We start from the raw sequence: 25,570 nt of genomic DNA, 5'->3' as shown, positions 1-25,570 counted from the left end.
TTCCCAAAATGTTCATTAAAAAGTCCGAACTCCGATTAATTATCGAAGAACGGACCTAATTTTTTCTCTATTTTACTTTTACGGTATCTGGACCCAGCATGTCCTCCATATGACTGAACAATTCAGGTGACGGCTTAATGCTATAACGCTCATTCAAAGCGAGCAGCTTGCCGGTGCTTTCGTAGAAGAGCACGGTCCCCATAGGACCCTGATGGAGCGCAAGTAGCGCCTTCAGCTTCTCAAGCAGGGCCGCATTCTCCTTCGCGGCCGCAATCTTAATGAAGACGCGCTGTGCCTGCGTCTTCCGCTCGTGCCTGCCCTGCTGCTGCGTAGACGGCGGTACGCTCACCGCGTCTCCCCCACCGGTCCCTTCGGTCGCGGGGGACGGCTCATTGCCTGCTATTGCAGGGGGCAGCGCTGTGTCCTCGCCCTTGCGCGCCTTCGTTGCAGCAGACGTTGGCGGCTTGCCAGCACCGTTGCCCCCTCGCGCTGGCCCCCGCGCAGGGCCACGAGCAGCAGCAGCGCGCTGCAATTGCGTGAGATTCTGCGCGTCCAGTGCCACCACCTCATCAGCCAGCAGCTTGAAGCCCTCGTCTTGCTGCTGGACCGTGGCACGAAGTGCGAGCAACGCCCCTTTGCCAATCAACGCTGAGCAGCGCCGCCATACTTCAGGGAATAGCACGACTTCGCAGCGTTCAATCTGGTCTTCAAGCTCCATAAAGGCCATGGCTTTTCCTTGCTTGGTCATAATAGTCTTTACCGTAACGACCATACCAGCGACGATTTTACGGCTCTCATCCGGCGCTTCTGCAAGCTCCATTAATCGATCAATTCCTTCTTGATCAAGCAAATCATCATAATCATCGAGCGGGTGGCCCGACAGGTACAACCCCAAGAGCTCACGTTCCAGATCCAATTGCTGACCTACAGAGAAACTTGGAATATTCGGATATTGGATGTCCCAGTTAGGTGTTTCCACAAAATCAAATAATTGGATCTGTAAATCATCCCTTTCCTTACGCCATTTCAGAGCCGCATCAACACTTTCATCGAGCATTGCGAGCAATTGTGCACGGTGTCCTGGCAAAGAATCGAATGCACCAGCTTGAATGAGTGATTCAATCACTCGCTTATTACATGCGCGTAAATCGACACGGCGGCAGAAATCAAGCAGACTATCAAAAGGTCTTTCAAGACGCTCATGCAGAATACTTTCCATTGCCTGTGTCCCCACATTTTTGATTGCTGCAAGACCGAAGCGAATCACTCCGAGGGTAGTTCCAGTTGAAGAAACACCTACCGTAGCGGGCTCTTCATCCGGTTCTTCCATCCCATTCTTACCCTTAATTTCAACATCTGCGCTCGCTACGTTATCATTCATATGCTGCACCTGAGGTGTAAATAACACGCCACTTTCATTAACATCTGGTGGCATTACCGTTATCCCCATTCGACGGCATTCGAGAATATATTCTGCAACTTTGCGATGATTGCCCATTACAGCCGTAAGCATCGAGGCCATAAAATGTACGGGGTAATGTGCCTTTAAATAAGCAGTCTGAAACGCAAGAACACCATAAGCGGCGGCATGAGCACGTGGAAATCCATAATTGGCAAATTTGACAATCATATCGTACACTACATTCGCCTCGTCCTCGGTATAACCCTGAACCTTACTTCCGGCTACAAAATGACTACGTTGTTCGTCCAACACTTCCCGCTTCTTCTTCGATACCGCACGTCTTAGCAGGTCGGCTTCGCCGAGCGAGAAGCCAGCCATCCTAGATGCAATTTGCATGATTTGCTCTTGATACACGATAATACCGTGTGTGTCTTTGAGAATCGGTTGCAGATCCGGATGAGGATAATCCACAGTAATCTCTCCATGTTTACCCGCAATATATTTCGGAATAAATTCCATTGGACCCGGACGATATAATGCTAGAACAGAGATAATATCTTCGAACTCTGATGGTTTCAAATCACGCAATACACGCCGCATCCCCGCAGACTCCAATTGGAATACTCCGGTCGTCTCCCCGCGTCCTAGCATAGCGTAAGTTAGCTCATCATCATCTGGGATTAACTTAAAGTCAGGTACACTTCCTAGTTCCTCTCCGATCCAAGACATACACCGTTCTATGATAGATAGGGTACGTAGACCAAGAAAGTCCATCTTAAGTAGACCTATTGCTTCTAGGTTCTCCATGGAGTATTGCGTAAGCGCCGTTCCTTCGCTCCCCGTTTGTAGAGGTACGACATCAGTCAATGGATCACGTGAAATCACGACACCTGCAGCATGTGTAGACGCATGTCGTGGCATGCCCTCCACCTTCATAGCCATATCAAGTAATACTTTGATCCGTGCCTGACCATCATACAGAGCCTTCAGGTCTGTACTCTCTTTCAATGCACGTTGTATCGTCATCCCTAGATTACCCGGGATAAGCTTCGCTACCTTGTCCACTTCACCGAACGGAACATTAAGTGCTCGTCCAACATCACGAACCGCAGCCCGAGCTGCCATCGTACCAAACGTAATTATTTGTGCTACATGTTCTGATCCGTATTTTTCCGATACATAAGCGATGACTTCATCTCGTCGTTCATCACTAAAGTCGATATCAATATCGGGCATCGTAATCCGTTCTGGGTTCAAGAAACGTTCAAACAACAGCGCATACTTCATTGGATCAACATCCGTTATCTTCAGGACATAAGCGACTATGCTCCCCGCTGAAGACCCCCGCCCAGGTCCTGTAGCTATGCCACCACGATGCGCAAAGGCAATGAAATCCCACACGATTAGAAAATAATCAGAGAACCCCATATTGCGGATGACTTCCAATTCATAATTCAAACGCTGCCGAAGCTTGCTCTGTTCCTCATCATCCTTCCATGCTTCGAGATGACTATATCGATCTGAAAGTCCCTTCTCACAAAGTGCGGCCAAATAAGACTCCGCGTTCATCTCATCAGGGATCGGAGAATAAGCAGGGAGAATGTGACGACCAAATTCTAGCTCTAAATTACATTTATCTGCGATGAGTCCACTATTCACAATGGCTTCGGGAATATGAGGAAACAAAGCCGCCATCTCGGCTCCTGTTTTAAAATACAATTGGTTCGTCGTCATCTTGAACCGGTCCTCATCGTCCACCGTTTTGCCTGTTCCGATGCAAATAAGTACATCTTGAACCTCGGCATCTTCTCTGCCGAGATAATGAACATCATTTGTAGCAACAAGGGAAATTCCTGTTTCCAGGGACAATTTCACGAGTTCAGGGTTCACTCGTTTCTGTTCCGGGATACTGTGATCCTGTAACTCCAAATAGAAATCATCACCAAAAACTGCTTGATAGCGCAAGGCCGCTTTCTTTGCTTCCTCATATCGGCCATGCAACAAATGCTGCGGGACTTCTCCGCCAAGACAGGCGCTCAGACAAATAAGCCCTTCACTATGACGCTCCAGTGCATCCCAGTCAATCCGAGGTTTGTAATGGAATCCTTCCAAATGCCCAATCGAACAGAGTCTCATGAGATTACGGTAACCGGTTTCGTCCTTGGCAAGTAGAATCAAATGATGAATTGGCTGATCCTTACGGCTGCCTCGTTCCTTACGAGACCCCGAGGTAAAATACACTTCGCATCCAATAATCGGCTTAATGCCGTTGGCTTTACATAATTTATAAAAAGGAACCGCCCCGTACATCACCCCGTGATCCGTCAACGCTAGCGCCTTCATGCCAGAGTCAACAGCTTTCTTCACGAGATCTTCAAGCCGGGCGGCGCCATCCAGCAGGCTATATTCGCTGTGCACGTGCAGATGAACAAAGCCGTCCATAAGTTCCATTCCTTTCGGGAAAATAAATCTATATTATCTATAAAATATTTTATCATACATAGCTCAAATGCGCCCATAGAATAGGTAGTAGGACCGGACAAGCGAAACTTGGCCCGGCGACGATCATTCGCTGAAAGGGGAATTAGCAAAGATGAGTACGTTCTTAACCAAAGCAGTCATGGACTTTTTTATCGCTTTTGGCATCGTACTGGGAGGGGCAATGGTTGGTGGAATCGGAGCTGTAGTATCCCTACAACCACCAACTCAGACCATGTTAGATGTTGCCGATCGCATCAAAATATGGGCGCTAGCTGCCGCGGTTGGGGGAACCATTGACCCCATGCGAGTTATCGAAAGCAATTTCTTTGATGGAAACTTATCTCCAGCGATCAAGCAGATTCTGTATCTGCTTTTTGCCTTTATGGGTGCCCACATGGGCTCGGAACTTGTGAGATGGATGTGTGGAGGAAGTCGGGGATGAATGGAACCAACCGACCGACACTAAAAGGGTTCCGGAGGTTCATGCAGGTTGTTGCCATATTCGTATTAGGAATGGTTGTAGGAAGTGTTGCTTACAATGTTATTTATCAGACAAGCTACAACACTTTATGGATACAGAACAAGGATCTACAAATTCAGCTCCATCAGGCTGAAGAAGACAATAAAACACTGAAGAAATATAGCAAACGATCAACGGTGATCAAAGAAATCAAAGTGACCGTAGAAGAACGTGATCCTCCGCTTGATTCACTCGCCGTCAAAGAAGTCATGCAACAACTTCATGAGGAACTTGAAGTACTTCGTGGTAGAAGCATTTTTGAAATCGATTCCGATGCCAAAATGACCCGAACGTTATTAAACAAGAAAATTTACGCCGTTCGCGATAAGGAATACAGTATTCAAATCAAGACGATGCTGGTTAGTGAAGGCGTACTGCAAGTCTGGGTAGATATGAAGCCTTATGTCCGGAGCTGATTTTTCATGCTACAATAATTAATAATAGAAATACAGCTCAAAACTTAAACTATTTCTTGAAAAAACAGTAGAGTGAATAGCTGTTTTCACAAGCTCTAATTATGGTTTTGAGCTGGAAAGATAGATTATATAAAAAGGAGCCTCTAATCTCATGACACAGATCATTCAATACGTGTTGTACGCTGGACTAATCATTTCTTGTATCAGTTCACTAGTTTTCAGTTTCCGGTCCCGCAGATCGCTCGACGGAGCACTTCGTGGACTTTACGCCGCCAAAATGAACATTAGTATGGGATCCATGCTCATCGTCCTAGCTCTGATTCAAATGTTTGTGTTCAGCGGTTCATCACTTCGCGTTGTGATTGGAGCTCTGTTTATGGTGCTTGGTGCGTTTAACATCTTCGCAGGGATTCGCAATCATAGCATGTTCTCGCGTCGTAAGGCGGAATAGAGTAGAGTAACCTCTATAATATAAACTTCATCTTGTTATGCGTGGTCGATTGATTGCAGCGTCATTATGGTCTTCGAGACCAAATGATCTTGATGGGTCATGACAATCTCCAGCTTACACGCCCGGCGGCTCATTTCTAGTACAAACGGCGTAATCACAATCGGATTCTCGATTTGAACAGGTCGGACGAAGTAATTGGTTAGATTATCTACTACGTAATCCCCTCCACTCATATCCTTAGCAGCTCTGAGCCCTGCCTGTGTCATCAACGACGTTAATACCCCATGTGAAATGGTGCCCAGATCGCTTGACATTTGTGGTGTAACCATTCCGTGGAAAAATAGCTTACCTACTTCATCCCGTTCCTCAGCAAACCCATTCCACATCAGATGCTCAAACGTTTCTCCGAGCTGCGGTTGATTCCTAGCATCACGCATCGCCTGTAACACTTCCCTACGTGTCACTGATGAGACTAGCTTCCGATTGCGATCAACTACAGGTAAGAAGTCGATCCCTTCCCATACCATGATTTGTGCAGCTGAAGCTAGTGAAGTTTGCATACCTACCGTAATCGGATGCCGCGTCAAACACTTCTCAATACTATGATCTCCACTCAGTTCTTCCACGTCTTTACGGCTAATAATGCCGATCACTCGATTCCATTCATCCACCACAGGAAAATGCTGCTGTCCCGTTTCCAATGACAACTGGTCATAATCAGAAATGTTACTTGTAACTTTGAGCATATTCACACGTGGCTTCGTGGAAACAATGTCTTCAACTAACATGATTTTTTTCTTGATCAATCTATCAAACAGCGCTCGATTGATCATGGAGGCGACAGTAAATGTATCATGTCGCGTAGAAAAAATAGGCAGTGACAGCCGATCCGCTAATGCTTTTACTTCTCTACTTGTTCCGAAACCACCGGTTATTAATACGCCTGCACCTTGCTCTAAGGCAAGGGAGTGGGTATTCTCACGGTTTCCCACAATGAGCAAACTGCCTGCGTCAATATATCGAGCCATGGCATCGATCTTCATCGCGCCAATAACATATTTATGCAGTGTTTTGTTCAAACCTTCTCCGCCACCCAGCACATTCCCTTCAACGATTTCAACCACGTCATGGAATGATAACTGGTCGGATATATTTCGTGGCTTCTTCTCCACGCGCACCGTACCGATCCGCTCTTTCGTAATCACAAGGCCAAGGTTCTCAGCTTCCTTGACGGCACGATATGCCGTCCCTTCACTAACAGCCAAGCTTTTAGCCAATTTCCGCACTGATATCTTCGTCCCAACCTTAAGCCCTTCGATGTGCTGAAGCAACTGCTCGTGTTTGGTGACACTTTCTTCATGCCCTTCCAACTGTTATACCTCCCGTTCAAATCTGTACTATTCTGTATCTATTATACACATTATAGGACTCTAAAAAAAGGAGCTCGCTCTCACGTCATTTGAACTATTTTAGCAAACAAAAAAAGACCTCCGAGGTGAACCCCACAGGCCAAAAAACTCTTAGTTTATTATCCGTAAGTGACCCAAACACTCATTAATACAATAATGGAATAAACAATCTCCATGATTCCGGATTGTTTCACGCTAATCTTCGTTCGGGGTAACCAAACTGCTCGTATTAACAGTATAGAAGCTGGCACGACCATCAACCAAGGAAGGAGCCATGCAGATAGTAATACTGAGATAGCGTGATATCCTATCGAAAAATAATAGAATGATTTATTTTTCTTCTCGCGGATAATCGTCTTAACATAAAATGCAGTACCGACAAAATAAAGAACACTAATGAAGAATAATTCCATCGCAACGGAGTAATTATTGCCTCCTCCGATATTAAAAGAGATGAACACCATCAAACTAAACTGCACGATAGCAGCGATATCGTTGAATAATGCACGCTCATTTTTTGTCTTAGCATAATAGGCGTTAACGATAAATAAAGGAATAAACATGAGTGCTATAAGAATAAGATCAGGACGAAGAATTACGAGCCATATGGCTACTGGTATCAGTAGCACTCCATAGAATAGGATCGGATTTCGATACAAGTTCGTCTTTCTAGTACGGATCCACTGGAGCAGCGGGAACATCAACAAATAAATAAGCAACCAACATGCAAACAGCAAAATATGCAGAGGGCTTGGTGTTGAAGCAATCACCCCAAACATAAACGGTACGATTAACATCGCCCAAGCCCCATGCTGATTTGGAATATAATATTTCAACTTATTCCCCCCTCAATCCGAGTTAATGTCCATTATAAATATTATATTAATTGTAACTGGAATTAGTATAGTGACTGACATCACTTCATAATTGACAGCTTCTCGAAGTAACAGGATAAGATTTGGATGAGTTTATCAATAGGTGATTCATATCACTATTAAGCCTTGTTAGATTGATATAATGATCGCAAGTACTTTGAATTTCTAATAACAGGAGGATTTATCCATGAGTCAATTTAAATCAATCGTCAATGCCCCTGAATTTCCACCACATTTGAAGCATCAAACTATTTTCGCGGCTTACAATGCTCTTCAACCTGGAGAAGCTATGCTTCTAGTGAATGATCATGATCCGTTACCTTTACGATTTCAATTTGAAGCGATGCACACAGGACAATTCACATGGGAGTATATCGAACAAGGGCCGATAAATTTCCAAGTTAAAATCGGCAAAGTTTAACGCCGGAATTTATAAACATCTCAGTGTCTGGCTGCTCCCAAATTTCCTCCTCTATGACTAGAGTCACTCTCACTTCATTTTTAATCAGTTTATAATAGTCAAAATAATGAGCAGGGGGACAAAAGTATGAGTACACTTCAAAGTAAAAGTCAGACAACAAACCTGAGTGTAAGCCGCAGTACAGACCTAACATCCGCGCAGACAACGATTACGGGTGCAGAGTTACTCATCCAATGTTTGCTGGCAGAGAAGGTGGATACCATATTTGGATATCCAGGTGGAGCGGTCATTCCGATTTATGATGCACTATATGATTGTAAAGAAATTCAACATATCTTGACCCGCCATGAGCAAGCTGCTGTTCATGCAGCAGACGGTTACGCTAGAGTAAGCGGACGACCAGGGGTTACATTAGTAACTTCTGGACCAGGGGCGACGAATGCAATTACCGGAATCGCCAATGCGTTCATGGATTCCGTACCACTTATCATTTTGACCGGCCAAGTATCCACCGACCTGATCGGACGGGACAGCTTCCAAGAAGTGAACATCTTTGGTATGACGATGGATATAACGAAGCATAACTATGTTGTTATGGATCTCAAAGACCTACCCAGGATTATTAAAGAGGCGTTTCATATTGCGTCTACAGGGAGACCCGGTCCCGTGTTGATCGATCTACCTAAGAACATCATGAACGCCAAGTCGAGTCTTGCTCCTGAAAGTGAAGTATCCATTAGAGGGTATTCTGAAGTTCTAAAGATTTCGGATGAAATCATTCAGAGTATCAAGGAATCAATAATCTCTGCTGAACGTCCAGTTATCATTGCCGGTGGTGGTATCGCCCTATCGGGTGCAGCAGAAGAACTACTTACTTTGGCAGAAAGCGCGCAAATTCCGGTCGTCAGCACTTTGATGGGTATCGGGGCATTTCCAACCAACCACCCCCTATATCTCGGAATGTTAGGCATGCATGGCACCTATGCAGCAAATCGTGCTGTTCATCACGCAGATCTTTTATTATGCCTTGGCGCAAGGTTTAATGATCGTCTATCTGGTAAGGTTAAATCCTTCTCACCTGGCTCCTGGAAGATTCATATCGATATCGACAATGCAGAGTTGAATAAAAATATCCCCGTTGATCTCGCCATCCAAGGAGATATCGGAGATATACTACATAGGCTGAATCCCCTATCAGTCCAGTCTTCCACAACTCCATGGTCCGTTGAAACTGCAAAATGGCAGAAGAAGGTCCCACATTACACCGCCGAGCCTGGAATCCTGAACCCTCAAGAGGTCATCCAATTGCTGAACAAATATACTGCGGGCGATGCTATCGTAGCGACAGATGTAGGTCAGCACCAGATCTGGACGGCCCATCATTATCGATTCTCCCGCCCACGTTCCTTTCTGACTTCAGGAGGACTCGGCACAATGGGATATGGCTTTCCGGCTGCAATTGGCGCGGCTGTGGCTGATGGCTCTAGGCCTATCATCTGTGTTACTGGTGACGGTAGTTTTCAGATGAATTTGCAGGAAATGATGACTGCGGTTGACTACGGTCTACCTATCAAAATTGCTATTCTGAATAACGGATATCTTGGGATGGTAAGGCAGTGGCAACAGTTGTTCTACGAACGTCGTTATTCTTCTGTTCAGATATCTTCTCCGGATTTTGTGACCTTTGCTAAGGCTTATGGAGTAGCTGGATTGCGAGCACAAACCTTGTCGGAAGCCGAATCTATCATAAAGAAAGCCTTGGAAATTCCAGGTCCGGTCCTGATGGAATTTATAGTGAAGGAAGAACAAAATGTTTATCCTATAGTCCCTCCTGGTGAGAGCAACGATAAGATGATCATCGACGAACAGAAGTAGTCAGCCCGAAAGATATCTTGCTCTTCGAGTGGACGCTCCGCGAACGGACCGTTGAAGAGAAATTATGGAAGACGGCCGGGGAATGTAATCTACCCATTAAACGCAATAGACCGTAAACACCAAAGAGCAGGTCAAGGATACCTTGACCTGCTCTTTGGTGTAGCGTTCTCTTTTTTTACAATAGTGAGTGTCTTCTTCAATAGTTTGAACTATTCTTTCGACAACTCCATTCCGTTCTCATAAACTTTGACCCCGTTTGCCTTCCTTCAGCCACTTCTCTTGCCACTCTTTATACTTCTCAAGGCGAATCGCGTCTAGCGCCCGTTGTTTATCCTCATTCACTCCCAATATGAAATGCAGATGAGCACCGATCACCAGAAAGGCAAAACCAGCCCAAACCGCGCCAAATAGAGATATCCAACCCGCTCCGGGCTGGAATGAGATAAGAGGTAGCGCATACACCAGCATAGCCAAAGCCAGAATCAAGTACAATGCATGTTTAAATTTACTTTTCTTCTTCAACGTGTTCATAAGTCGCAGCTCCTTTGTTTCTTGAATCTATATCTCTATTCTATGAAGACAATCAGAAGAATATGAGACAAGTTACAAGAAATCGAGCTACGGCATATACAAACTACTGTTCCAACTGGGAATCCGAACCGTACAGGTGTACTAGACTATCCGTAATAATCTTATTCACGTCCTGAATAATTACGCTTAAGCGACGTTCAGCATCAAACAGACGGCGAATACTTAAGTTCTGACTTAAAACTTCAAACAATTTTTCCATCTTCTCCATCTCTTCAGGAGAAGGCATCTCACCCGTCATCATCCGCTGTTGTACCTCGTTCTGCTTAATGCGGAAGTCATCGAGCATCTTTCTGCTCTCAGGCTCCATATCGATTAATTTCATAGCTGCATTAATTTCAGCTACCTCTGGGCTGTCTTTCAAAGATTGTGCTAGTTCATGCGCTTTATCATAAATGTTCATCTTTTCTTCCTCCTTAATATTTAAATACAAAAATAGGTTAATCACCAAGGATTATACGTCCTCATATGATGCATTACATGCACTTACGCAGAGTATCCAGTTGGCCGCCAAAACATCAAGCCTAAGCTTGGAAGGAGATCCGCTTCATGTCCTCCAAAAAAATAACGGTACAGATCATGAGTCCGGGATTGCTGGAAGACGACTGTCTCGTGCTCGGGGAGAATCTCATCAAACAGTGGAAAATCCCCATTCATCATCCACTGCAAATATCATTTGGCTCATTTCGGCACAAAATCAAAGTGATTCCAATATCAAAAGTTGATGCAGTTCGTATCAGCCAAGGAATTGCACGAAAAATGGGCATCCTGCCGCGATCGTCGCTAAGGCTAATTTACCGTCCACATTCATCCACAATCCAATTTGGGCCACTGATTGGTGTACTCATTAGCAAGGATTATCCGGACACACCGGAAAGACCATTTGGTCAAATCACCATGTTCTGCAAGGAGCTTGTAAATGCATGTCAGCGGCAAGGCGCTTTTGTTTACTTCTTCACTACTGGGCAAATCAATACAAACTCCAGTATCGTGTCAGGCTGGGTTTATGGCGACGGCTGGAAGCAGACTACAATGCCGGCTGCAGATGTATTCTACAATCGTCTTACTTCTCGCAAGTTAGAGAACAAACCTAGCGTACAGCATTTTATTAAAGAAGTAAAATCTCGCTATGGGAGCCATATTTTCAACGAAAAATTTCTAGACAAGACAGAAGTATTTGACGCGCTTGATCATGATCCTTCACTAGCAAGGTACATGCCCGAATCCCATTTATTCCGTAATTATGCCATGTTGAAAGCGATGTGCGCCAAGCACCCCATCATCTTCCTTAAGCCGATTAGAGGTAGTCTCGGAAAAGGAATCATTCGAATTTCTAGACTGGAAGGCGGAGGCTACCAGACATTAACTGCACAAGTAGGAGGGACACGGCGTCAAACCTATCCTAGTCTCACCAAGCTCTTCTCCTCCTTAGCTGAGAAAATGAAAACAACCCGTTATCAGATTCAACAAGGCCTCCTTCTGATCGATACAGAACGTCGTCCCGTCGACTTCCGCGCACTCGTCCAGAAGAACCTAGCTGGGAAATGGGACATCACCTCCATTGTCGCCCGAACTGCTGGAAGTCAGCACTTTGTGTCCAATTTGGCTAGGGGTGGATCGCTAAGTACCGTTAAGGATGCGATCGCTCACAGTTCTCTACCGGGGGGCATTAAGACTAAGATCGGCACGCGCCTGCGAAAAGCTGCGCTCGATATTGCAATCGGCGTTGATGCACAGATTCCAGCCCATTTTGGTGAACTCGGAATCGATTTGGCTGTAGATACGACAGGAAGAATCTGGCTACTAGAGGTCAATTCCAAGCCATCCAAGAACGATAACACCCCCATGGGTGGGAGTAAAATTCGTCCTTCGGTTAAACAAGTAATTGATTACTCTCGTTATTTGTCCGGCTTTTATGGAGGAACCAAGCGATGAACAGTCTAATCCAAGGCACGATCGGTATTTTGGTCGCTGAGAGTCATGGTTCTCTCCCCTTCACTGAACCAGATTTTTGTCGCAAGCTTTGTATTATCGGCAGAAGACAAAACATGACTATCTATGTCTTCTGTCCAACGTGGGTCCATGCAGGAAGAATAGGGTTACCAGGTTATACCTACGAAAAAGGGGAATGGACCAAAAAGTGGTTCCCTTCTCCAGATATTATTTATGACCGCTTCTTCTCACGAGACAGTAGACAACAACGACGCAAGCAACGATGTTTATTCCTATTATCTGAGAAACGACCATTTGTCTATTTAACTCGGGGACTGGCTGGAAAGTGGGCTGTACATCAGGCACTATCCAAATCAAATGATATCGCCCCCTATTTACCTGAAACTGCAAAGTATGAAGGGGCAACCCAATTGTCTGATTGGCTTTCTTCCCATGGAGGAGAAGCATTCCTAAAGCCTCAAAATGGAACACACGGCAAACGGACACTGCATGTCAAAGTCTCAAGTGCGGGGGAAGGACTCTTAATTAGAGGGCGAAGCGGTACTAACACTGTATTCCGTAGAATTTTCCCCTGTAGAGCAGATGGTTATGAATGGATTGATAAGTTCACCCAGAATAAAAATTTTCTACTCCAGCAGTATCTGAAACTGAATAGTTCACAGGAAGAACCCTTTGATATCAGAGTATTAATGCAAAAAAATCAAAAGGGAGTATGGAGTTTAACAGGAATGGCAGTTCGGGCAGGACGGAGGAATTCTTTGACTTCCAATCTCCATGGTGGAGGTACTGCCCATGAAGCACTACCTTTTCTTATACGAGAGCAAGGGAAATCCGTAAGTAATGAACTAATTATACTACTCACTAAGTTGTCACAATGGATCCCTGGTTACCTTGAATCCCACTTCGGTCGCCTTGCAGAACTCGGTATTGATTTCGGTGTCGACAGAGAAGGAAAAGTCTGGATTTTGGAAGTTAACTCCAAACCCGGACGGTCCTCTTTCTTACAGATTGGTGATATGAAAAGTGCAAGAAAGTCGATCGAGAATCCGATTCATTACGCCCGCTATTTGCTGCTAAGTAAACCTAGGGAGTAGCAAAATTATAGGAGGAAAAATTCATGAGTTTGACTTTTTGCAACGTCCATCTCACTGGGCAGCCCCAAAGGGTCGTCTACGTGTCTGGGGCCTTAATGAAAGACCTGAAACTGTCGGGGAAAAAGTCGGTTCGTCTCAGATTGGGCGGTGAACTCTTTCCCGCCACCCTCAAACCCATTAAGAAAACGGGAAATCATCTATATCTTACCTCCGGCGTGCATAAGAAAATGAAAATTCCTAATGCAGGCGGTATACATCTCCGTAGTCAAGATGGTGAAGTCCAAATTGGCCCACTCATTGGTATTTTATCGGACGGTCCAATTACTTCTGCGACGAATCCGTTTGGTTCAAGAACTGGATTTATCAAACAACTTCTGAGATACGGCAGTAAAAAGTCCTATATTTTCGCTTTCACTCCAAAAAATATCCATTGGGAAAATGAAACGGTTCATGGATATTTCTTGAATGAGGCTGGGCGTTTCATCCGGAAGACTGTACCACTTCCAGATGTTGTATACAATCGACTGCCCAGTCGTCGTGCGGAGACTACCACTCCTATCAATCAACTCCGTGAACGATTCATTCGTCGGAAAATACCATTTTTCAACTGGAGTTTCTTCAATAAAGCAGATATTTACCGTTTGCTTGACAGAGACCCGGTAGCAAGTCGGCATGTACCTGAATCCATAATGAACCCCACTCCAGAACAAATCAAAGAATTACTACACAGCCACTCTCTCATTTACTACAAGCCAAATAATGGTAGTCTTGGCCATGGTATATACCGTTTATCCTATATAGCCAAAAGCGGGTACTATGCTCGTTACCGTAAAGGCAGCAAAAATGCATTACTCAGATTCAGTTCCTTCGGTAGTCTGATGCGCACGCTGCAAGCACGACACGGAAGTGCTCTCCGAGGATATGTCGCTCAGCAAGGAATTAGACTTATTGAAATCGACGGCTGTCCGATTGACTTCCGATTCCATATGCATAAGAACGGTAAAAACCAGTGGGTTGTCGTCGGTATTGGAGCCAAAAAGTCAGGTAAAGGTAGTGTGACTACTCACCTTAAAAATGGGGGCTCGTTATTAACACCAGAACAAGCACTCAGTCGGGCATTTGGCGCACGTGGAGAAGAAGTTCTACGGCATGCCAAATCTGCTGCCATCTCATTGGCTGAGGCTATTGAATCTCAGCAACAGCATCTAATCGGGGAGCTTGGCTTCGATATCGGGATCGATAAGGAAGAGAAAATCTGGATGTTCGAAGCTAACGCTAAACCTGGGCGTTCCATCTTCAAGCACCCTTCCCTACGTTCGGAAGGAAAAGCGTCCGTAGAACATATTCTGGAACATTGCCTATATCTAAGTAAATTTCGGAGGAGGGAAGGTTCGTGAGCCATCCTTTAGACGATAGAAAGCCAGTCCTTGCCGTGCTGACAGTTGAAGATGAGTGGAAGCAGTTTAAAGGAAATCGCGCTAACTTCCGGGATATTATGAAAACAGGACGGGATCTTAATTTTCCCGTCTACGTTGTAACTACCAAGGATTTAAAGCTTTCTGCCTCACGAATTCAAGGATATTTGTTCAGCCCAGAGGAAAAAGCATGGCACAAAGAATGGTGCCCTCTCCCTGACGTTATATATAACCGGATACCACTTCGTGAAGACGAGCGAAAAAAGGCGGCACTACAAAAAATTGATGAATGTCTCCATCATAGCTCGATTCATATCTATAATCCTTTCTTCTTCAATAAATGGCGGCTGTTTGACTGGCTTAAAAAGGGAAACTCGACAAAAGCGTTAGTTCCCGACACCAAAAGAATGCTTGCTTCCAAGTCACTATCCACCATGCTAAGAACATATCAAAGTCTTTATCTGAAACCTGAAAGCGGTAAGGCGGGTAAAGGAATCATGCTACTTCAGTTCGACGCTAGCAGTCCTATGCCTTACCGACTAACTATTCAAGGGCAAAGAAAGAAAAATATCGTTTATAAGACTGCCGTGCTCTCCTCTCTATGGAAACGGATTAGAAAAGAAACCGGAAAGACACCCTACATCATGCAGGAAGGAATCTCGCTAGCAACGTTTCGCAACCGCCACTTCGATCTACGTGTACTAGTGCAAAAAACAGGTAAAGGTGTATGGATGGTAACTGGGGTAGGAGCACGTCTCGCAGGACTCAAGCGAATTACTACACATGTACCGCAAGGGGGAAGTGTAGAGGATCCGGAGAAGTTATTAATCCCTGTGTTTGGTCAGGAAATGACGACGATTCTACTAAATCGACTCAAGTCGAACTCCCTGCTCATAGCCAAACAGCTTGAAAAAGGAGCGGGTTACAATCTAGGCGAGATGTCCATGGATCTAGGCATAGACACCAACGGAAAAATGTGGTTCTTCGAGGCTAATGCCAAACCCATGAAATTTGATGAACCTCATATTCGCAAAAAATCGCTGGAACGCATTTTTCACTATAGCCATTATCTATCCCAGCAATCTAAAGATTAGGATAACAATGGAGGAGCAAAATCATGGAAATCAGATCCTTGATGGCCAATAAAGAAGGCTCTTGGGAGCGGCAGCATAGTGAGTTTTTAGCCTTCATCACCAGATTTGGTAATAAAGTCGTTAGTGAGGAGGCCTCTCGCTATCTCCGGAAATTATCACCCAAAGATTTGACAACACCGGGAACCTCACTTCTGCTGGCGGTTATCACATCCGAGGATGGCGAAAGAATTGCTGGAGCATCCTGTATGACTTCTTACGGTTGCGGGATTAACCTAGTTATCGTCCACCCCCTGTATCGCGGAACAGGAATAGGTTCGAAGCTTCTGATGAACCAAATTTCTGCCCTTGGACGACTGTCATGCCTGGTTTCCTTGAATAATATATCCAGTCTCCAAATGTGTTTTCGCGCAGGACTAAGTGCACGGGGGCTGATCAAGGGCCAGGGCGGCAGGCCCCTACTGCTATTAGAAGATATATCCGACCTTTCCCCTATACAAAAGGTCGTGTCGCCAACAACGTTCAAAGAAGGTGATCCTGTTGTCACAACCCGTCCTGGGCATATTGACTCTATATCTAAATGATAAGAAACAACTTGAAGAACGGCATATTTATTCACGAATGATTATAGAAGGTCAAAAAATAGGTTTAGACATTTTTGTATTCACACCAATGGATGTTAACGATAGCAAACGGTTGATTCACGCACTTATCTATGATCCAAAGTCTAAAACTTGGTCACGTAAGTGGCGAAGTTTCCCTGACCTCATCTTTGATCGCTGCCGAATCCAGCGGAGTAAGCGATTCGAACAATTGAAGAGATTCCGTGCCCGATATAGACACATGACCTTCCTCAATCGTCCTCTACGAGACAAGTGGACCGTTCATCAAACACTCCATCGGAAACCGAAATTCCGCACATATTTACCAGATACAACTCTATTTTCAAGTTTCAACAATGTGACCTCTACCCTGAAGAATCATTCCTCTGTCTACATCAAACCCATTAATGGAACTGGTGGAAGAGGTATTCTTCGAGTCGATAGACTTGGGAAAGACAGTTATTTAGTTCAAGGTAGGAAACAAACCCGGCAAATCATTACAGCTCAAAAGTTCAATACATCGCGTCTAAGTTCGTATTTACTTAGCTGGCGGGGAAGTAAAAATTTCCTTGTCCAGCAAGGTATTCAGATTAAACTTCCGGGTGGTAGGGTTCATGACTATCGTATGCTTGTGCAGAAGAACGGAAGCGGCAAATGGGAGGTTACTGGCTGTGCGGGCCGAGTAGGTCCCGCTCGCAGCGTCACTTCTAATTTACATGGTGGCGGTCATGCAGTAACAATGAATACGCTACTCAAACAGTGGACACCAAATGAGGAAAAACGCCTCGAAATTCGTCGGACAGCCGAAAGACTCAGCCTCGATATTGCGGCTTATCTTGAGGAATCATATGGAGCACTCTGTGAACTCGCTTTGGATCTAGCCATCGACAAAACCGGTCGAGTGTACTTGTTAGAGGTTAACCCCAAACCGGCACGCGAAGTATTCCTAAGGTCTGGCGATACGGAGGCATATCGACAAGCGATTATTAAACCACTTGAATATGCGATGTGGATGTATAAACAAACCGCCACCCCTTAAGGGTGGCGGTCACAATAATACCCTACATTAAAGGAGAACTATACATGAAAGGAATTATTCTAGCAGGTGGTACAGGTTCAAGACTTTATCCGTTAACGAAAGTGACCAATAAGCATCTTTTGCCAGTAGGTAAATATCCAATGATTCTGCACGCTGTTCATAAACTAAAACAAGCCAATATTATAGAAATACTTATTATTACGGGTAAGGATCATATGGGGGATGTAGTCAACCTTCTTGGTAGCGGTCTAGAAATGGGCGTTACCTTCACCTATAAAGTCCAAGATGATGCCGGGGGTATTGCACAGGCTCTTGGATTAGCTGAGCAATTTGTAGGGGATGACCAGATGGTCGTTATTTTAGGGGATAATGTATTTACCGATAGTATCGTTACTTATACTGCACATTTCAAAGCGCAACAAAAAGGAGCGAAAATTTTAATTCAAGCCGTACCCGATCCACAGAGATACGGTGTTCCAGAGCTTGAAGATACAAAAATCATCTCTATAGAAGAGAAACCCTTACAACCTAAATCTAATTACGCTGTAACAGGAATCTATATGTACGATAATAAAGTTTTTAATATCATTAAAACGTTAAATCCATCAAGAAGGGGAGAACTTGAGATTACAGATGTTAACAATGCGTACATTCAAAGAAATGAATTAACTTTTGATATCTTACAAGGATGGTGGACTGATGCAGGAACTCATTCTTCATTGTACAGAGCGAACGAATTAGCACAGCAACTCCAATATGGTGAAGAATTCGGAAAACTTAAATACTAAAATAAAAGTTAATTGCAATAGCCATTATTTATTTAGTCTAAGATTAGGTGAAGTTTGGATAAATGGCATGCTAGTTCTAATTTTTTCTTTACTAAGTTTTCTTGTTCTAAGTGGTTGAAGGACTGGGATAAAGTTTTCAGGCATGTGCGTACTAAACTCCATTAAATGATCATCTTTCTCTACCGAAATATTCTTAACTGGTTGCACAAACTCATCAACCCCAGTTACACGATGCTTATTGATACCTTGCCCTGTAGTGTTGAGCATTTCACTAGATTCCTGTAGCAACTGAGCTACTATCCGATGTATATACGAGGATAATCGCGTGCATGCCATTTCCAGTTCCTCAATACTCTGAATGGTCTCTACTACTGAATTTTGAAGCCCCAGACTCTTCGGTTTTTGGAATGGATTCCATTTCTCATAAGTCTCCATGTCCTTCCCCCTCATCAAGAATACGTTTGCTGACTTCAACCAATCTCATAAGAAGTTTTTGTTTCTCTACTAGTGCTTCCAAAACACGGGCAATCGAATTTTGAAAATCATTAATATTTTGGTTCGTAGGCATCGTCGGGAAATCTCCGGCAACCCCGGTAAACGCTTTGATCTTATATGCCTCAGCTTGAATCAGATAGGATATAGAAACTTGCTCCATAGCGACAGAAGCAAGAATATCATGAAAGACGTCTCTTCCTGTACGTTTGTTATCCGAAACTATCTTGTCAGCTAGAAATTCAAAATGAAACGGTTGTTCTTGATCGTTAGGCATATTCTCTCTTTTTTCCTCATTGGATATTTCCAGTTCTTCTTGTGCTATCGCTTTAAGAATATCTTCGTCGCTAGACTCAAATGAATCATCACTCTGTTTTGACGTAACAGAGAACCTTGGTCCCCGTTTAATCATGAATCTCAACTCCCTATCAAGTACTGTGTACTTGTTTTTTTATCTGGATGTGAACCTTCTGATCGACATCCAACATAGCCCTGAGATCGGTCAAGTTGATAACATGGTCCCCTTTCAAACGATTGGTCAATTTTTCAAAATTAAAATCAAATCCCATAAGTCTCTTTAGTGCTTCCAACGGGGGTTTAAAGGAATTATTCATAGCTAGCGACTCAATGTATGACTCCGTAGCTTCCTCGATATTTCCCATCTTCTCTAGAGATAAACCCTTGTAATAAGCCGCTTGGTAACTGCCCACTCCTTTACGCACTAGGTAGCTTCCTACGGCTTTCTCACCGAGTTCCATACACCGTTCGAAATAATGAAGTCCCTCTGCGTACAATTTTTTTCTGAAATGAATTACTCCAGAATAGAACTGGAAATCTACATAATCAGGATGCATTCTTAATGCTAACTGTAAGCCACGATCAACCTCTTCAGTGCTTACCTCATCCAAAACAACTGAATATTTCAATTTATAAATAATTGATGGAGGAAGCTCCTTCGCATCAAGATAATGCTTGATCACGTTATTTAGATATTTAAATCCGGGACGGTATACTTGAAGACGATAATACTCGCATGCCAAATGATAGGCATACCAATGATTATTCTCCTCCGTTTGCCCAATCTGCCGCCCCAACTGATCCAATTCACGGAGAGCATTTGATTTATTCTTTGTATGAACTGACTTTTGTCTATAATCATGAATTTTCAGAGGATAGATGCCTACTCGCTCTTCCTCCCCCGGTTCAGACGTAAGTTCCGAATAATTCAGCATCTCTTGGAATTTACTGAAGATTTGAAATTTGATTCCATTCCGAAATAACCTTGGGCAGGCTATATCAAAAATCCGTAAGCGCCCATGGTTAGTTGTTCCATATTGCAGTACATGTAAAAATATAAGATCATATTGTTCCATGTATAGGAGGTCCCGCAGCCTAGTTCGATCAGAATGATCTAGTTGCTCATCTCCATGCATCCACAGAATCCAATCCCCTGTAGCTTGCTCCAAAGCATAATTTCCAGCATCGGAATAACTTCCGCTTTTATAGAAATCAAACACTTTTGCGCCAAATGATGCACCTATTTTTCGAGCGCGTTCAGTAGGCTCCATGTTCACGATAATAATCTCGTCAACCAATGTATGTGCACTACTAAGACAGCGTTCGAGCTTCTTGTCTTCACCTGTAGTTACGATGCATAGCGATAATCGCTTCATCACGCTCACTCCTCAATGGGAACCCAAAGTACACAATACAATTTGTATCATGCATATGCTAAATTCATACTTGGCATTCCCATAACTCCGAAAGTACTCACAAATATCTAGTCATACATTAAACTTATTTCTCGATATAAAGGAAGGTAAATCTTCAAATTTATAAAAAATAGACTATCGAATACAATCTCAATAGTCTGTAATCTGCGAATCCCTCTTACCAAACCTCTATGTCGTTATACAACTCCACCATCGGCTATCCTTACTATCGATAAATGGCCTGCTGTATTAGCGGCGTAAGCACTTTGCAAACCCCGCTGCGAATCTGAACGGTTAGATAGGCTAATCGTATCTCCAACCAGCAGTAACCCAATTCGACTTGAGGTCATTACCCCGGAATTCTCATATAGCGCTATACCACTGTATGGGGAATTATTAATAAGCAGTGAGAATAAGGACGGAACCATTTGACATGGAGACAATGTGACGACCCAGTCGATATAATACAGTCCAGCCCTCGTAATAGTAACCATGTCAATTCCATTAAATGAAACACCCGATATATCGTTCGCTAGCGCTTGATGAAGCTTTACTATTCCTAGAGATGGGACACATTGTGTATCAATGACAAGATTACAATAGTTTTGTCCACCTCCACCCCCCGATCCAGTTGGACCTTGTGGACCGGTTGGTCCTTGTGCCCCAGTGGGACCCGGAGTTCCACCACTTGCTCCTGTCGGTCCTACTGGTCCTTGTGGCCCCATTGGTCCCGAGGGTCCAGTCGCTCCCGTTGCTCCGCCCCCTATTCCCGTTGGACCGGCTGGTCCTTGTGGACCCGTTGGTCCTGGAAGCCCGCCACTTGGTCCGGTTGGTCCAGCGGGTCCTGTTGCTCCAGCAGGTCCCGTGCCACCAGTAACTCCATTATAGGAATGCGTAAACGATTTTAACGAATCCATCTTATTCTGAAGAATAAACTCTGTCTTCATTACCTCACTAAGCGTTTCCCTCACATTACAGTTAAGTGCGGTAATTTCCTCAATCGTGGGTGGAGGTGTAAGTCCCCCCCCAGGTAACGTTCCTAGCGCATACTGAATTTTCTCCGCTTCCGCATTAATAATGTGACTTAATCCCAGCTCTTGCATAGCGATGGAAGATAATATTAAATTGACGACTTCATCACGTGTTAACGAAATAGCAGGAGTAATATTAGGTATATTGGCTTGCGACATACAACACTTCCCCTCACTTTTATTCACATTTTCTTGGATGTAAGTATGAAACTGATAAAAGTTTCTATTGTAGTGTATGTAAACTTTCGGGAAGTGCAATGGCTTACTGCACCCTTTCATCTTGCGCTACGCAAAAAAATAGATGAGAGTAATAAGACATGCCTTACCAACTATATACTTAGATATCGATAGGTAAAGCACGTGATGAATTATTTCTTCGGATAAAACGAACAGAAAGGCGGGATTGTCCTGTCGCAGCCATCTATTCCCAATATAACTCCACTCATTACAGTAACCAAAAAAGAAACTATATCTCTCCTTCTCAGTTCTATCGCCATGAATGAATTAGCTATGTCACATATCTTAAATGCAGAAGCGGAAAAAATGCAGGCTTTTGTGAAATACGCCGAACGGTCTCTTTGCGTCAAAACTAAAGAGTTCATTCAATTCAATAATGCAGTTTCTAAATTTATGGAAGAGGTAACTATGGAACAATGGTTAGGTCTGAACAAATTAGATCGGGTCATTCAGCTCATTGACGAGCATTACGATGATACTGAGTCAGAAGAGTGTATAAATGAGGATTACGACAATTTAGAAGAATATTGCGATGAATAGCCATTCGTTATTTGGGGGGTGATGCCTCTTGATTGTATAAGGATGATTAAAGATTCACTATCAAATTTGGTTAAATACACAAACGTTCACTTTAAATTAATACCCACAACACAAAAATATTACTTAGTAAAAAGGGAGCGAGTAGCTAATGTCATTACCCAATGTTCCAAACATAACACCCACGATCACAGTCACAACAGCTGATGCGATTAACTTACTTTTGATATCCATTGCGTTAGAAGAAATTGGCCTGAGTCATATCATTAATGCAGAAGCAGAGAAGATTCAATATGTAGTGGGGACGCTTCCAGGTCTGACACCACACAGCTCGATCGAAGATATACTGAGAGTTGATAAAGATGTACGTGCCACTTTGAGTGAAGTTATTCGTAAAGAGATGCTGCTACAAATGAAGCTAGAAACCATTCTAAATTCCAGAATTCCTCCAATTACAAATCATCCATGTCCTCCAGAGGGACCTACACCCACTACGTACGCCCCATACCGTTAATACTTAGAATATCTTAAAATACACGCCCCCCTTAAGCCCGGCTTCATTTTATTACATCAATAAACATAACAACAAGAACATAACCAGATGACATTGGAGGTCACTGGCAATGTTCTTGTTGCGTTGTGAGAATCATTCATTTTACATAAGTTAATTACTTATTCTCCTCTTGCACTCTTGTAGTAAATTCAGCAACTCCCATACCCCGTAATGCTTCCTGCGCGTCGAGATGATTAGGTGATAGCTCCAGTGTCATTCGATAAGCCTCCTCTGCCCGTACTAAATCTCCTAATTCTTGATAGCAGTATCCGATATAATACCAAGCATAGAAACTACCTGCACCAACCATTGTTAAGTGGGATATGTTAACTTCTTTTATCCTTAGACATTGATTAAGAGCCTCAAGAGCCTTATCATATTGTCTCAAACGCACCAAGATGATCCCCTTATATAAATGCAGATCCACATAATCGGGATATAACTGAATAGCCAAATCAATTCCCGGCCACGCTCCCTCGAAGCTACCGAGACCTATTAAAATCGTATATTTCAAATTATAAAGTAGAGATGGTGGTTTCTTACCTGTCTCAATAAACCGGCGAATCGATAGATTTACATTTTCGAACGAATCGGCAAGTTTACCCCCGCGATACAATTCGCTCGCAAGATGATAATCCACCCACGGATCATAGTCTTTGCGCCCCCTCTCCTTCTCCAGAAGACGCAAATTACGATCCATCTTCCCCTTATCCTGAACTGTTTCATCTAAATAACCGAAATGGTGTACGATAACTGGAAGCACCGTAACCGAATCTGCAGTTATTTTTAATCCCTCGATATTTAACTGCTCGTGAATAGCGCCTCGAAAACGGAGATGCTGATCATTGCGAAACACCCTATACTGTGCCATAAGATGAGATCGGTTGTAATCATGAGGAGTCGAGCCATAGTAATTGACAATTTGTACTCTGCCTAAGTAACACTCATTTGTTAGTAATACATTTCGAAGATAGTCCTTTCCTGCTTCATCCACTTCTTCATCCGCATCGAGCCACAACACCCAATCCCCCGAGACCCGCTCCAAACCATAATTTCGAGCGTCAGCGAAATGATCGTTCCATTCGTAATCATAGAGCATAGCTCCCATACTTAGGGCGATCTCCCTTGTTTGATCGCTTGAGCCTGTATCGACAATAATGATCTCGTCTACAACATCCTTAACACTTTCAAGGCACCGCGCGAGCCATTTTTCTTCATTCTTTACAATCATGCAAAGCGACAATTTTTGTGACTTCATGCGTATTCACTGTCCTTTCTTCATCAAAGGCTTAGTTAAACTAATCCTTTGATGTACCTTATTAAAATCATAGTCCTGTAACTCTTTAACTATGTTATAAATATAGAAAATACAGTGAAAGGCAAGCTGTATGGGAATTCCCGACGACAGCTTGCCTTTATTTTTTTTCTAATCATTCAATTTATTATCGCTAAATTAAGACCCTGATTCAGAAGTGATCGGAGGTGTACCTTCCCCTCTGACAAAACGGTCTCCCAGGACATCTCGGAAGTATCTACGATTATATATCATGCTAGGATGATCGTGATGAAAGGCCAGCGCCTTCTCGTTATGTTCATTGGCTAATTCGTGCATTTTAAGTTTATCGTAGCATAGACAAATTTGCAGATGTGGATACCATGTATTTAAGATAGGATTGACCATACCTAGGTTATTCGTTTCTTTATCACTAAGATACGCTTGCTTATACCAGTAAATAGCCTCAGCATAGCGTTCCTTCTCCATGAAGAAGCCCCCAATATCGCAGCTGGGTTGAGCGCGGGGAGTATCGTATAATAGTGTTCGACATAAAGCTGCAAATTGAGCGTTAGGATCGCCTAATTCCTTTAAACATTGGGCCATCTTTACACAGGCCTGTATATTGTCCTCTACCCACCCTTGCTCAGTCGCCAGAAAGCGGGTGTAATAATTTACTGCCTCTTTGTATCTAGCGTGATCCCGCAGTTCATTGCCGAAATAATAAAGATCACGGGGTGTAAACTCCTCCCCACTTTGTTCACGAGCAAGGTAAATCTTTAAATTACGATCCGTATACGGTTTATTCTTCATATGTTTGATGGCGACCTCACCATCCAATACCGGCCCCCACACTGCGAGGTATTCATGGACTGGTCCAATCCATTGGAAATTACAAGATCTACGCACAATTCGATTTCTACGTAAAGTGGATTTCACATTTCCTGCATCATCAAACACGAGGTGATAAGGTAATGTAACCCGATCAATCCCTGCGGGAAAATTATTCTTCAATTCGATAAACTGATTTCTGCTCTTCTCATCAATGATATCATCTGAGTCCAACCAGAGAATGAACTCCTTCGTTGCTTTACTAAATGAATAATTCCGGGCTGCAGCGAAATTGTCGATCCATGTAAAGTCAAAGATCTGGTCCGTAAATTTAGAGGCTATTTCCTTAGTACGGTCCGTGGATCCAGTATCCACAATAATGATCTCGTCTGCTATTCCCTCTATCGAAGATAAGCATCGCCCAATTACCTCTTCTTCATTGCGTACGATCATACACAAGCTAATCGTGATCATTACTGCTCCC

25 protein-coding genes are annotated in these 25,570 nt (G+C 43.6%); 14 read left to right on the top strand and 11 right to left on the bottom strand.

Annotated elements, in window-relative coordinates:
- Positions 1 to 67: 67 nt before the first annotated feature.
- Positions 68 to 3,844, bottom strand: a complete 3,777-nt coding sequence (locus EJP82_RS13505) for a DNA polymerase III subunit alpha (RefSeq protein WP_127192592.1) — start codon at positions 3,842 to 3,844, stop codon at positions 68 to 70.
- A gap of 151 nt (positions 3,845 to 3,995) precedes the next feature.
- Between EJP82_RS13505 and EJP82_RS13500 the strand changes: the two genes are divergently transcribed.
- The 3 genes from EJP82_RS13500 to EJP82_RS13490 all read left to right on the top strand — a co-directional run bounded on the left by EJP82_RS13500 (position 3,996) and on the right by EJP82_RS13490 (position 5,270).
- Positions 3,996 to 4,325, top strand: coding sequence for a YtrH family sporulation protein (locus tag EJP82_RS13500; RefSeq protein ID WP_127192591.1), 330 nt, complete (start codon positions 3,996 to 3,998; stop codon positions 4,323 to 4,325).
- On the top strand, positions 4,322 to 4,819 hold the full coding sequence (locus EJP82_RS13495) for a sporulation membrane protein YtrI (RefSeq protein ID WP_127192590.1): 498 nt from the start codon (positions 4,322 to 4,324) through the stop codon (positions 4,817 to 4,819). Before EJP82_RS13500 ends, EJP82_RS13495 begins: the two co-directional genes overlap by 4 nt.
- A gap of 151 nt (positions 4,820 to 4,970) precedes the next feature.
- On the top strand, positions 4,971 to 5,270 hold the full coding sequence (locus tag EJP82_RS13490) for a YtpI family protein (RefSeq protein WP_127192589.1): 300 nt from the start codon (positions 4,971 to 4,973) through the stop codon (positions 5,268 to 5,270).
- A 35-nt stretch (positions 5,271 to 5,305) separates the two neighbouring features.
- On the opposite strand, the gene EJP82_RS13485 is transcribed toward EJP82_RS13490, so the two are convergent.
- A complete protein-coding gene (locus EJP82_RS13485; protein ID WP_127192588.1) occupies positions 5,306 to 6,640 on the bottom strand; it encodes a DRTGG domain-containing protein in 1,335 nt (444 codons plus the stop codon).
- 158 nt (positions 6,641 to 6,798) lie between these two features.
- A complete protein-coding gene (locus EJP82_RS13480) occupies positions 6,799 to 7,515 on the bottom strand; it encodes a YwiC-like family protein (RefSeq protein WP_246054122.1) in 717 nt (238 codons plus the stop codon).
- A 226-nt stretch (positions 7,516 to 7,741) separates the two neighbouring features.
- Between EJP82_RS13480 and EJP82_RS13475 the strand changes: the two genes are divergently transcribed.
- Both EJP82_RS13475 and ilvB read left to right on the top strand, forming a co-directional pair.
- Complete coding sequence (locus EJP82_RS13475; RefSeq protein WP_127192587.1) at positions 7,742 to 7,975, top strand: DUF2249 domain-containing protein; 234 nt, start codon at positions 7,742 to 7,744, stop codon at positions 7,973 to 7,975.
- Between the two features lie 126 nt (positions 7,976 to 8,101).
- Positions 8,102 to 9,850 (top strand): biosynthetic-type acetolactate synthase large subunit, encoded by a 1,749-nt coding sequence (ilvB, locus tag EJP82_RS13470; protein ID WP_127192586.1) that lies wholly within the window; start codon positions 8,102 to 8,104, stop codon positions 9,848 to 9,850.
- Positions 9,851 to 10,087: 237 nt separating this feature from the next.
- Here ilvB and EJP82_RS13465 read toward each other — a convergent pair whose 3' ends face one another.
- Positions 10,088 to 10,381, bottom strand: coding sequence for a hypothetical protein (locus EJP82_RS13465; protein ID WP_127192585.1), 294 nt, complete (start codon positions 10,379 to 10,381; stop codon positions 10,088 to 10,090).
- A gap of 103 nt (positions 10,382 to 10,484) precedes the next feature.
- A complete protein-coding gene (locus EJP82_RS13460) occupies positions 10,485 to 10,841 on the bottom strand; it encodes a YlbF/YmcA family competence regulator (RefSeq protein ID WP_127192584.1) in 357 nt (118 codons plus the stop codon).
- Between the two features lie 146 nt (positions 10,842 to 10,987).
- Between EJP82_RS13460 and EJP82_RS13455 the strand changes: the two genes are divergently transcribed.
- Genes EJP82_RS13455 through EJP82_RS13425 form a run of 7 tightly spaced genes read left to right on the top strand, consistent with a single transcriptional unit; the run spans position 10,988 to position 18,420 of the window.
- Positions 10,988 to 12,373, top strand: a complete 1,386-nt coding sequence (locus EJP82_RS13455) for a YheC/YheD family endospore coat-associated protein (RefSeq protein WP_127192583.1) — start codon at positions 10,988 to 10,990, stop codon at positions 12,371 to 12,373.
- The gene (locus EJP82_RS13450) at positions 12,370 to 13,485 is read left to right on the top strand and encodes a YheC/YheD family endospore coat-associated protein (RefSeq protein WP_127192582.1); all 1,116 of its coding nucleotides are present in this window, start codon (positions 12,370 to 12,372) and stop codon (positions 13,483 to 13,485) included. The genes EJP82_RS13455 and EJP82_RS13450 overlap by 4 nt, the downstream gene beginning before the upstream one ends.
- Positions 13,486 to 13,508: 23 nt before the next feature.
- Positions 13,509 to 14,882, top strand: a complete 1,374-nt coding sequence (locus tag EJP82_RS13445) for a YheC/YheD family endospore coat-associated protein (RefSeq protein ID WP_127192581.1) — start codon at positions 13,509 to 13,511, stop codon at positions 14,880 to 14,882.
- Entirely contained in the window at positions 14,879 to 15,994 is a 1,116-nt protein-coding gene (locus EJP82_RS13440) for a YheC/YheD family endospore coat-associated protein (RefSeq protein WP_127192580.1), read from the top strand. Before EJP82_RS13445 ends, EJP82_RS13440 begins: the two co-directional genes overlap by 4 nt.
- 23 nt (positions 15,995 to 16,017) lie before the next feature.
- On the top strand, positions 16,018 to 16,575 hold the full coding sequence (locus tag EJP82_RS13435) for a GNAT family N-acetyltransferase (RefSeq protein WP_127192579.1): 558 nt from the start codon (positions 16,018 to 16,020) through the stop codon (positions 16,573 to 16,575).
- A complete protein-coding gene (locus EJP82_RS13430) occupies positions 16,532 to 17,632 on the top strand; it encodes a YheC/YheD family endospore coat-associated protein (RefSeq protein ID WP_127192578.1) in 1,101 nt (366 codons plus the stop codon). Before EJP82_RS13435 ends, EJP82_RS13430 begins: the two co-directional genes overlap by 44 nt.
- A gap of 44 nt (positions 17,633 to 17,676) precedes the next feature.
- On the top strand, positions 17,677 to 18,420 hold the full coding sequence (locus tag EJP82_RS13425) for a sugar phosphate nucleotidyltransferase (protein ID WP_127192577.1): 744 nt from the start codon (positions 17,677 to 17,679) through the stop codon (positions 18,418 to 18,420).
- A gap of 24 nt (positions 18,421 to 18,444) precedes the next feature.
- Here EJP82_RS13425 and EJP82_RS13420 read toward each other — a convergent pair whose 3' ends face one another.
- From EJP82_RS13420 to EJP82_RS28655, 4 genes are all read right to left on the bottom strand, one after another.
- Entirely contained in the window at positions 18,445 to 18,855 is a 411-nt protein-coding gene (locus EJP82_RS13420) for a hypothetical protein (protein ID WP_127192576.1), read from the bottom strand.
- The gene (locus tag EJP82_RS13415; RefSeq protein ID WP_127192575.1) at positions 18,842 to 19,324 is read right to left on the bottom strand and encodes an alpha-helical endospore appendage domain-containing protein; all 483 of its coding nucleotides are present in this window, start codon (positions 19,322 to 19,324) and stop codon (positions 18,842 to 18,844) included. The genes EJP82_RS13420 and EJP82_RS13415 overlap by 14 nt, the downstream gene beginning before the upstream one ends.
- A 16-nt stretch (positions 19,325 to 19,340) precedes the next feature.
- Positions 19,341 to 20,585: a glycosyltransferase gene (locus tag EJP82_RS13410; protein ID WP_127192574.1), complete on the bottom strand. Its 1,245-nt coding sequence runs from the start codon at positions 20,583 to 20,585 to the stop codon at positions 19,341 to 19,343.
- Between the two features lie 236 nt (positions 20,586 to 20,821).
- The gene (locus tag EJP82_RS28655) at positions 20,822 to 21,814 is read right to left on the bottom strand and encodes an alpha-helical endospore appendage domain-containing protein (RefSeq protein ID WP_281278195.1); all 993 of its coding nucleotides are present in this window, start codon (positions 21,812 to 21,814) and stop codon (positions 20,822 to 20,824) included.
- Positions 21,815 to 22,165: 351 nt separating this feature from the next.
- Here EJP82_RS28655 and EJP82_RS13400 point away from each other — a divergent pair, with 351 nt between their 5' ends.
- Together EJP82_RS13400 and EJP82_RS13395 are read left to right on the top strand one after the other, a co-directional pair.
- Complete coding sequence (locus EJP82_RS13400; protein WP_211350105.1) at positions 22,166 to 22,432, top strand: alpha-helical endospore appendage domain-containing protein; 267 nt, start codon at positions 22,166 to 22,168, stop codon at positions 22,430 to 22,432.
- Between the two features lie 148 nt (positions 22,433 to 22,580).
- Positions 22,581 to 22,943 carry an alpha-helical endospore appendage domain-containing protein gene (locus EJP82_RS13395; RefSeq protein ID WP_211350104.1) on the top strand — a complete coding sequence of 121 codons (363 nt, stop codon included), beginning with the start codon at positions 22,581 to 22,583 and terminating at the stop codon, positions 22,941 to 22,943.
- A gap of 154 nt (positions 22,944 to 23,097) precedes the next feature.
- Here EJP82_RS13395 and EJP82_RS13390 read toward each other — a convergent pair whose 3' ends face one another.
- Positions 23,098 to 24,240 (bottom strand): glycosyltransferase family 2 protein, encoded by a 1,143-nt coding sequence (locus tag EJP82_RS13390; protein WP_127192573.1) that lies wholly within the window; start codon positions 24,238 to 24,240, stop codon positions 23,098 to 23,100.
- A 195-nt stretch (positions 24,241 to 24,435) separates the two neighbouring features.
- Positions 24,436 to 25,560: a glycosyltransferase gene (locus EJP82_RS13385; RefSeq protein ID WP_127192572.1), complete on the bottom strand. Its 1,125-nt coding sequence runs from the start codon at positions 25,558 to 25,560 to the stop codon at positions 24,436 to 24,438.
- Positions 25,561 to 25,570: the final 10 nt, after the last annotated feature.

The sequence above is a fragment of the Paenibacillus anaericanus genome, from assembly GCF_003994475.1.
Taxonomy (GTDB): domain Bacteria; phylum Bacillota; class Bacilli; order Paenibacillales; family Paenibacillaceae; genus Fontibacillus; species Fontibacillus anaericanus.
The sequence above is the reverse complement of the archived record's forward strand: the minus strand, read 5'-3'. Positions and strand labels throughout refer to the sequence as shown.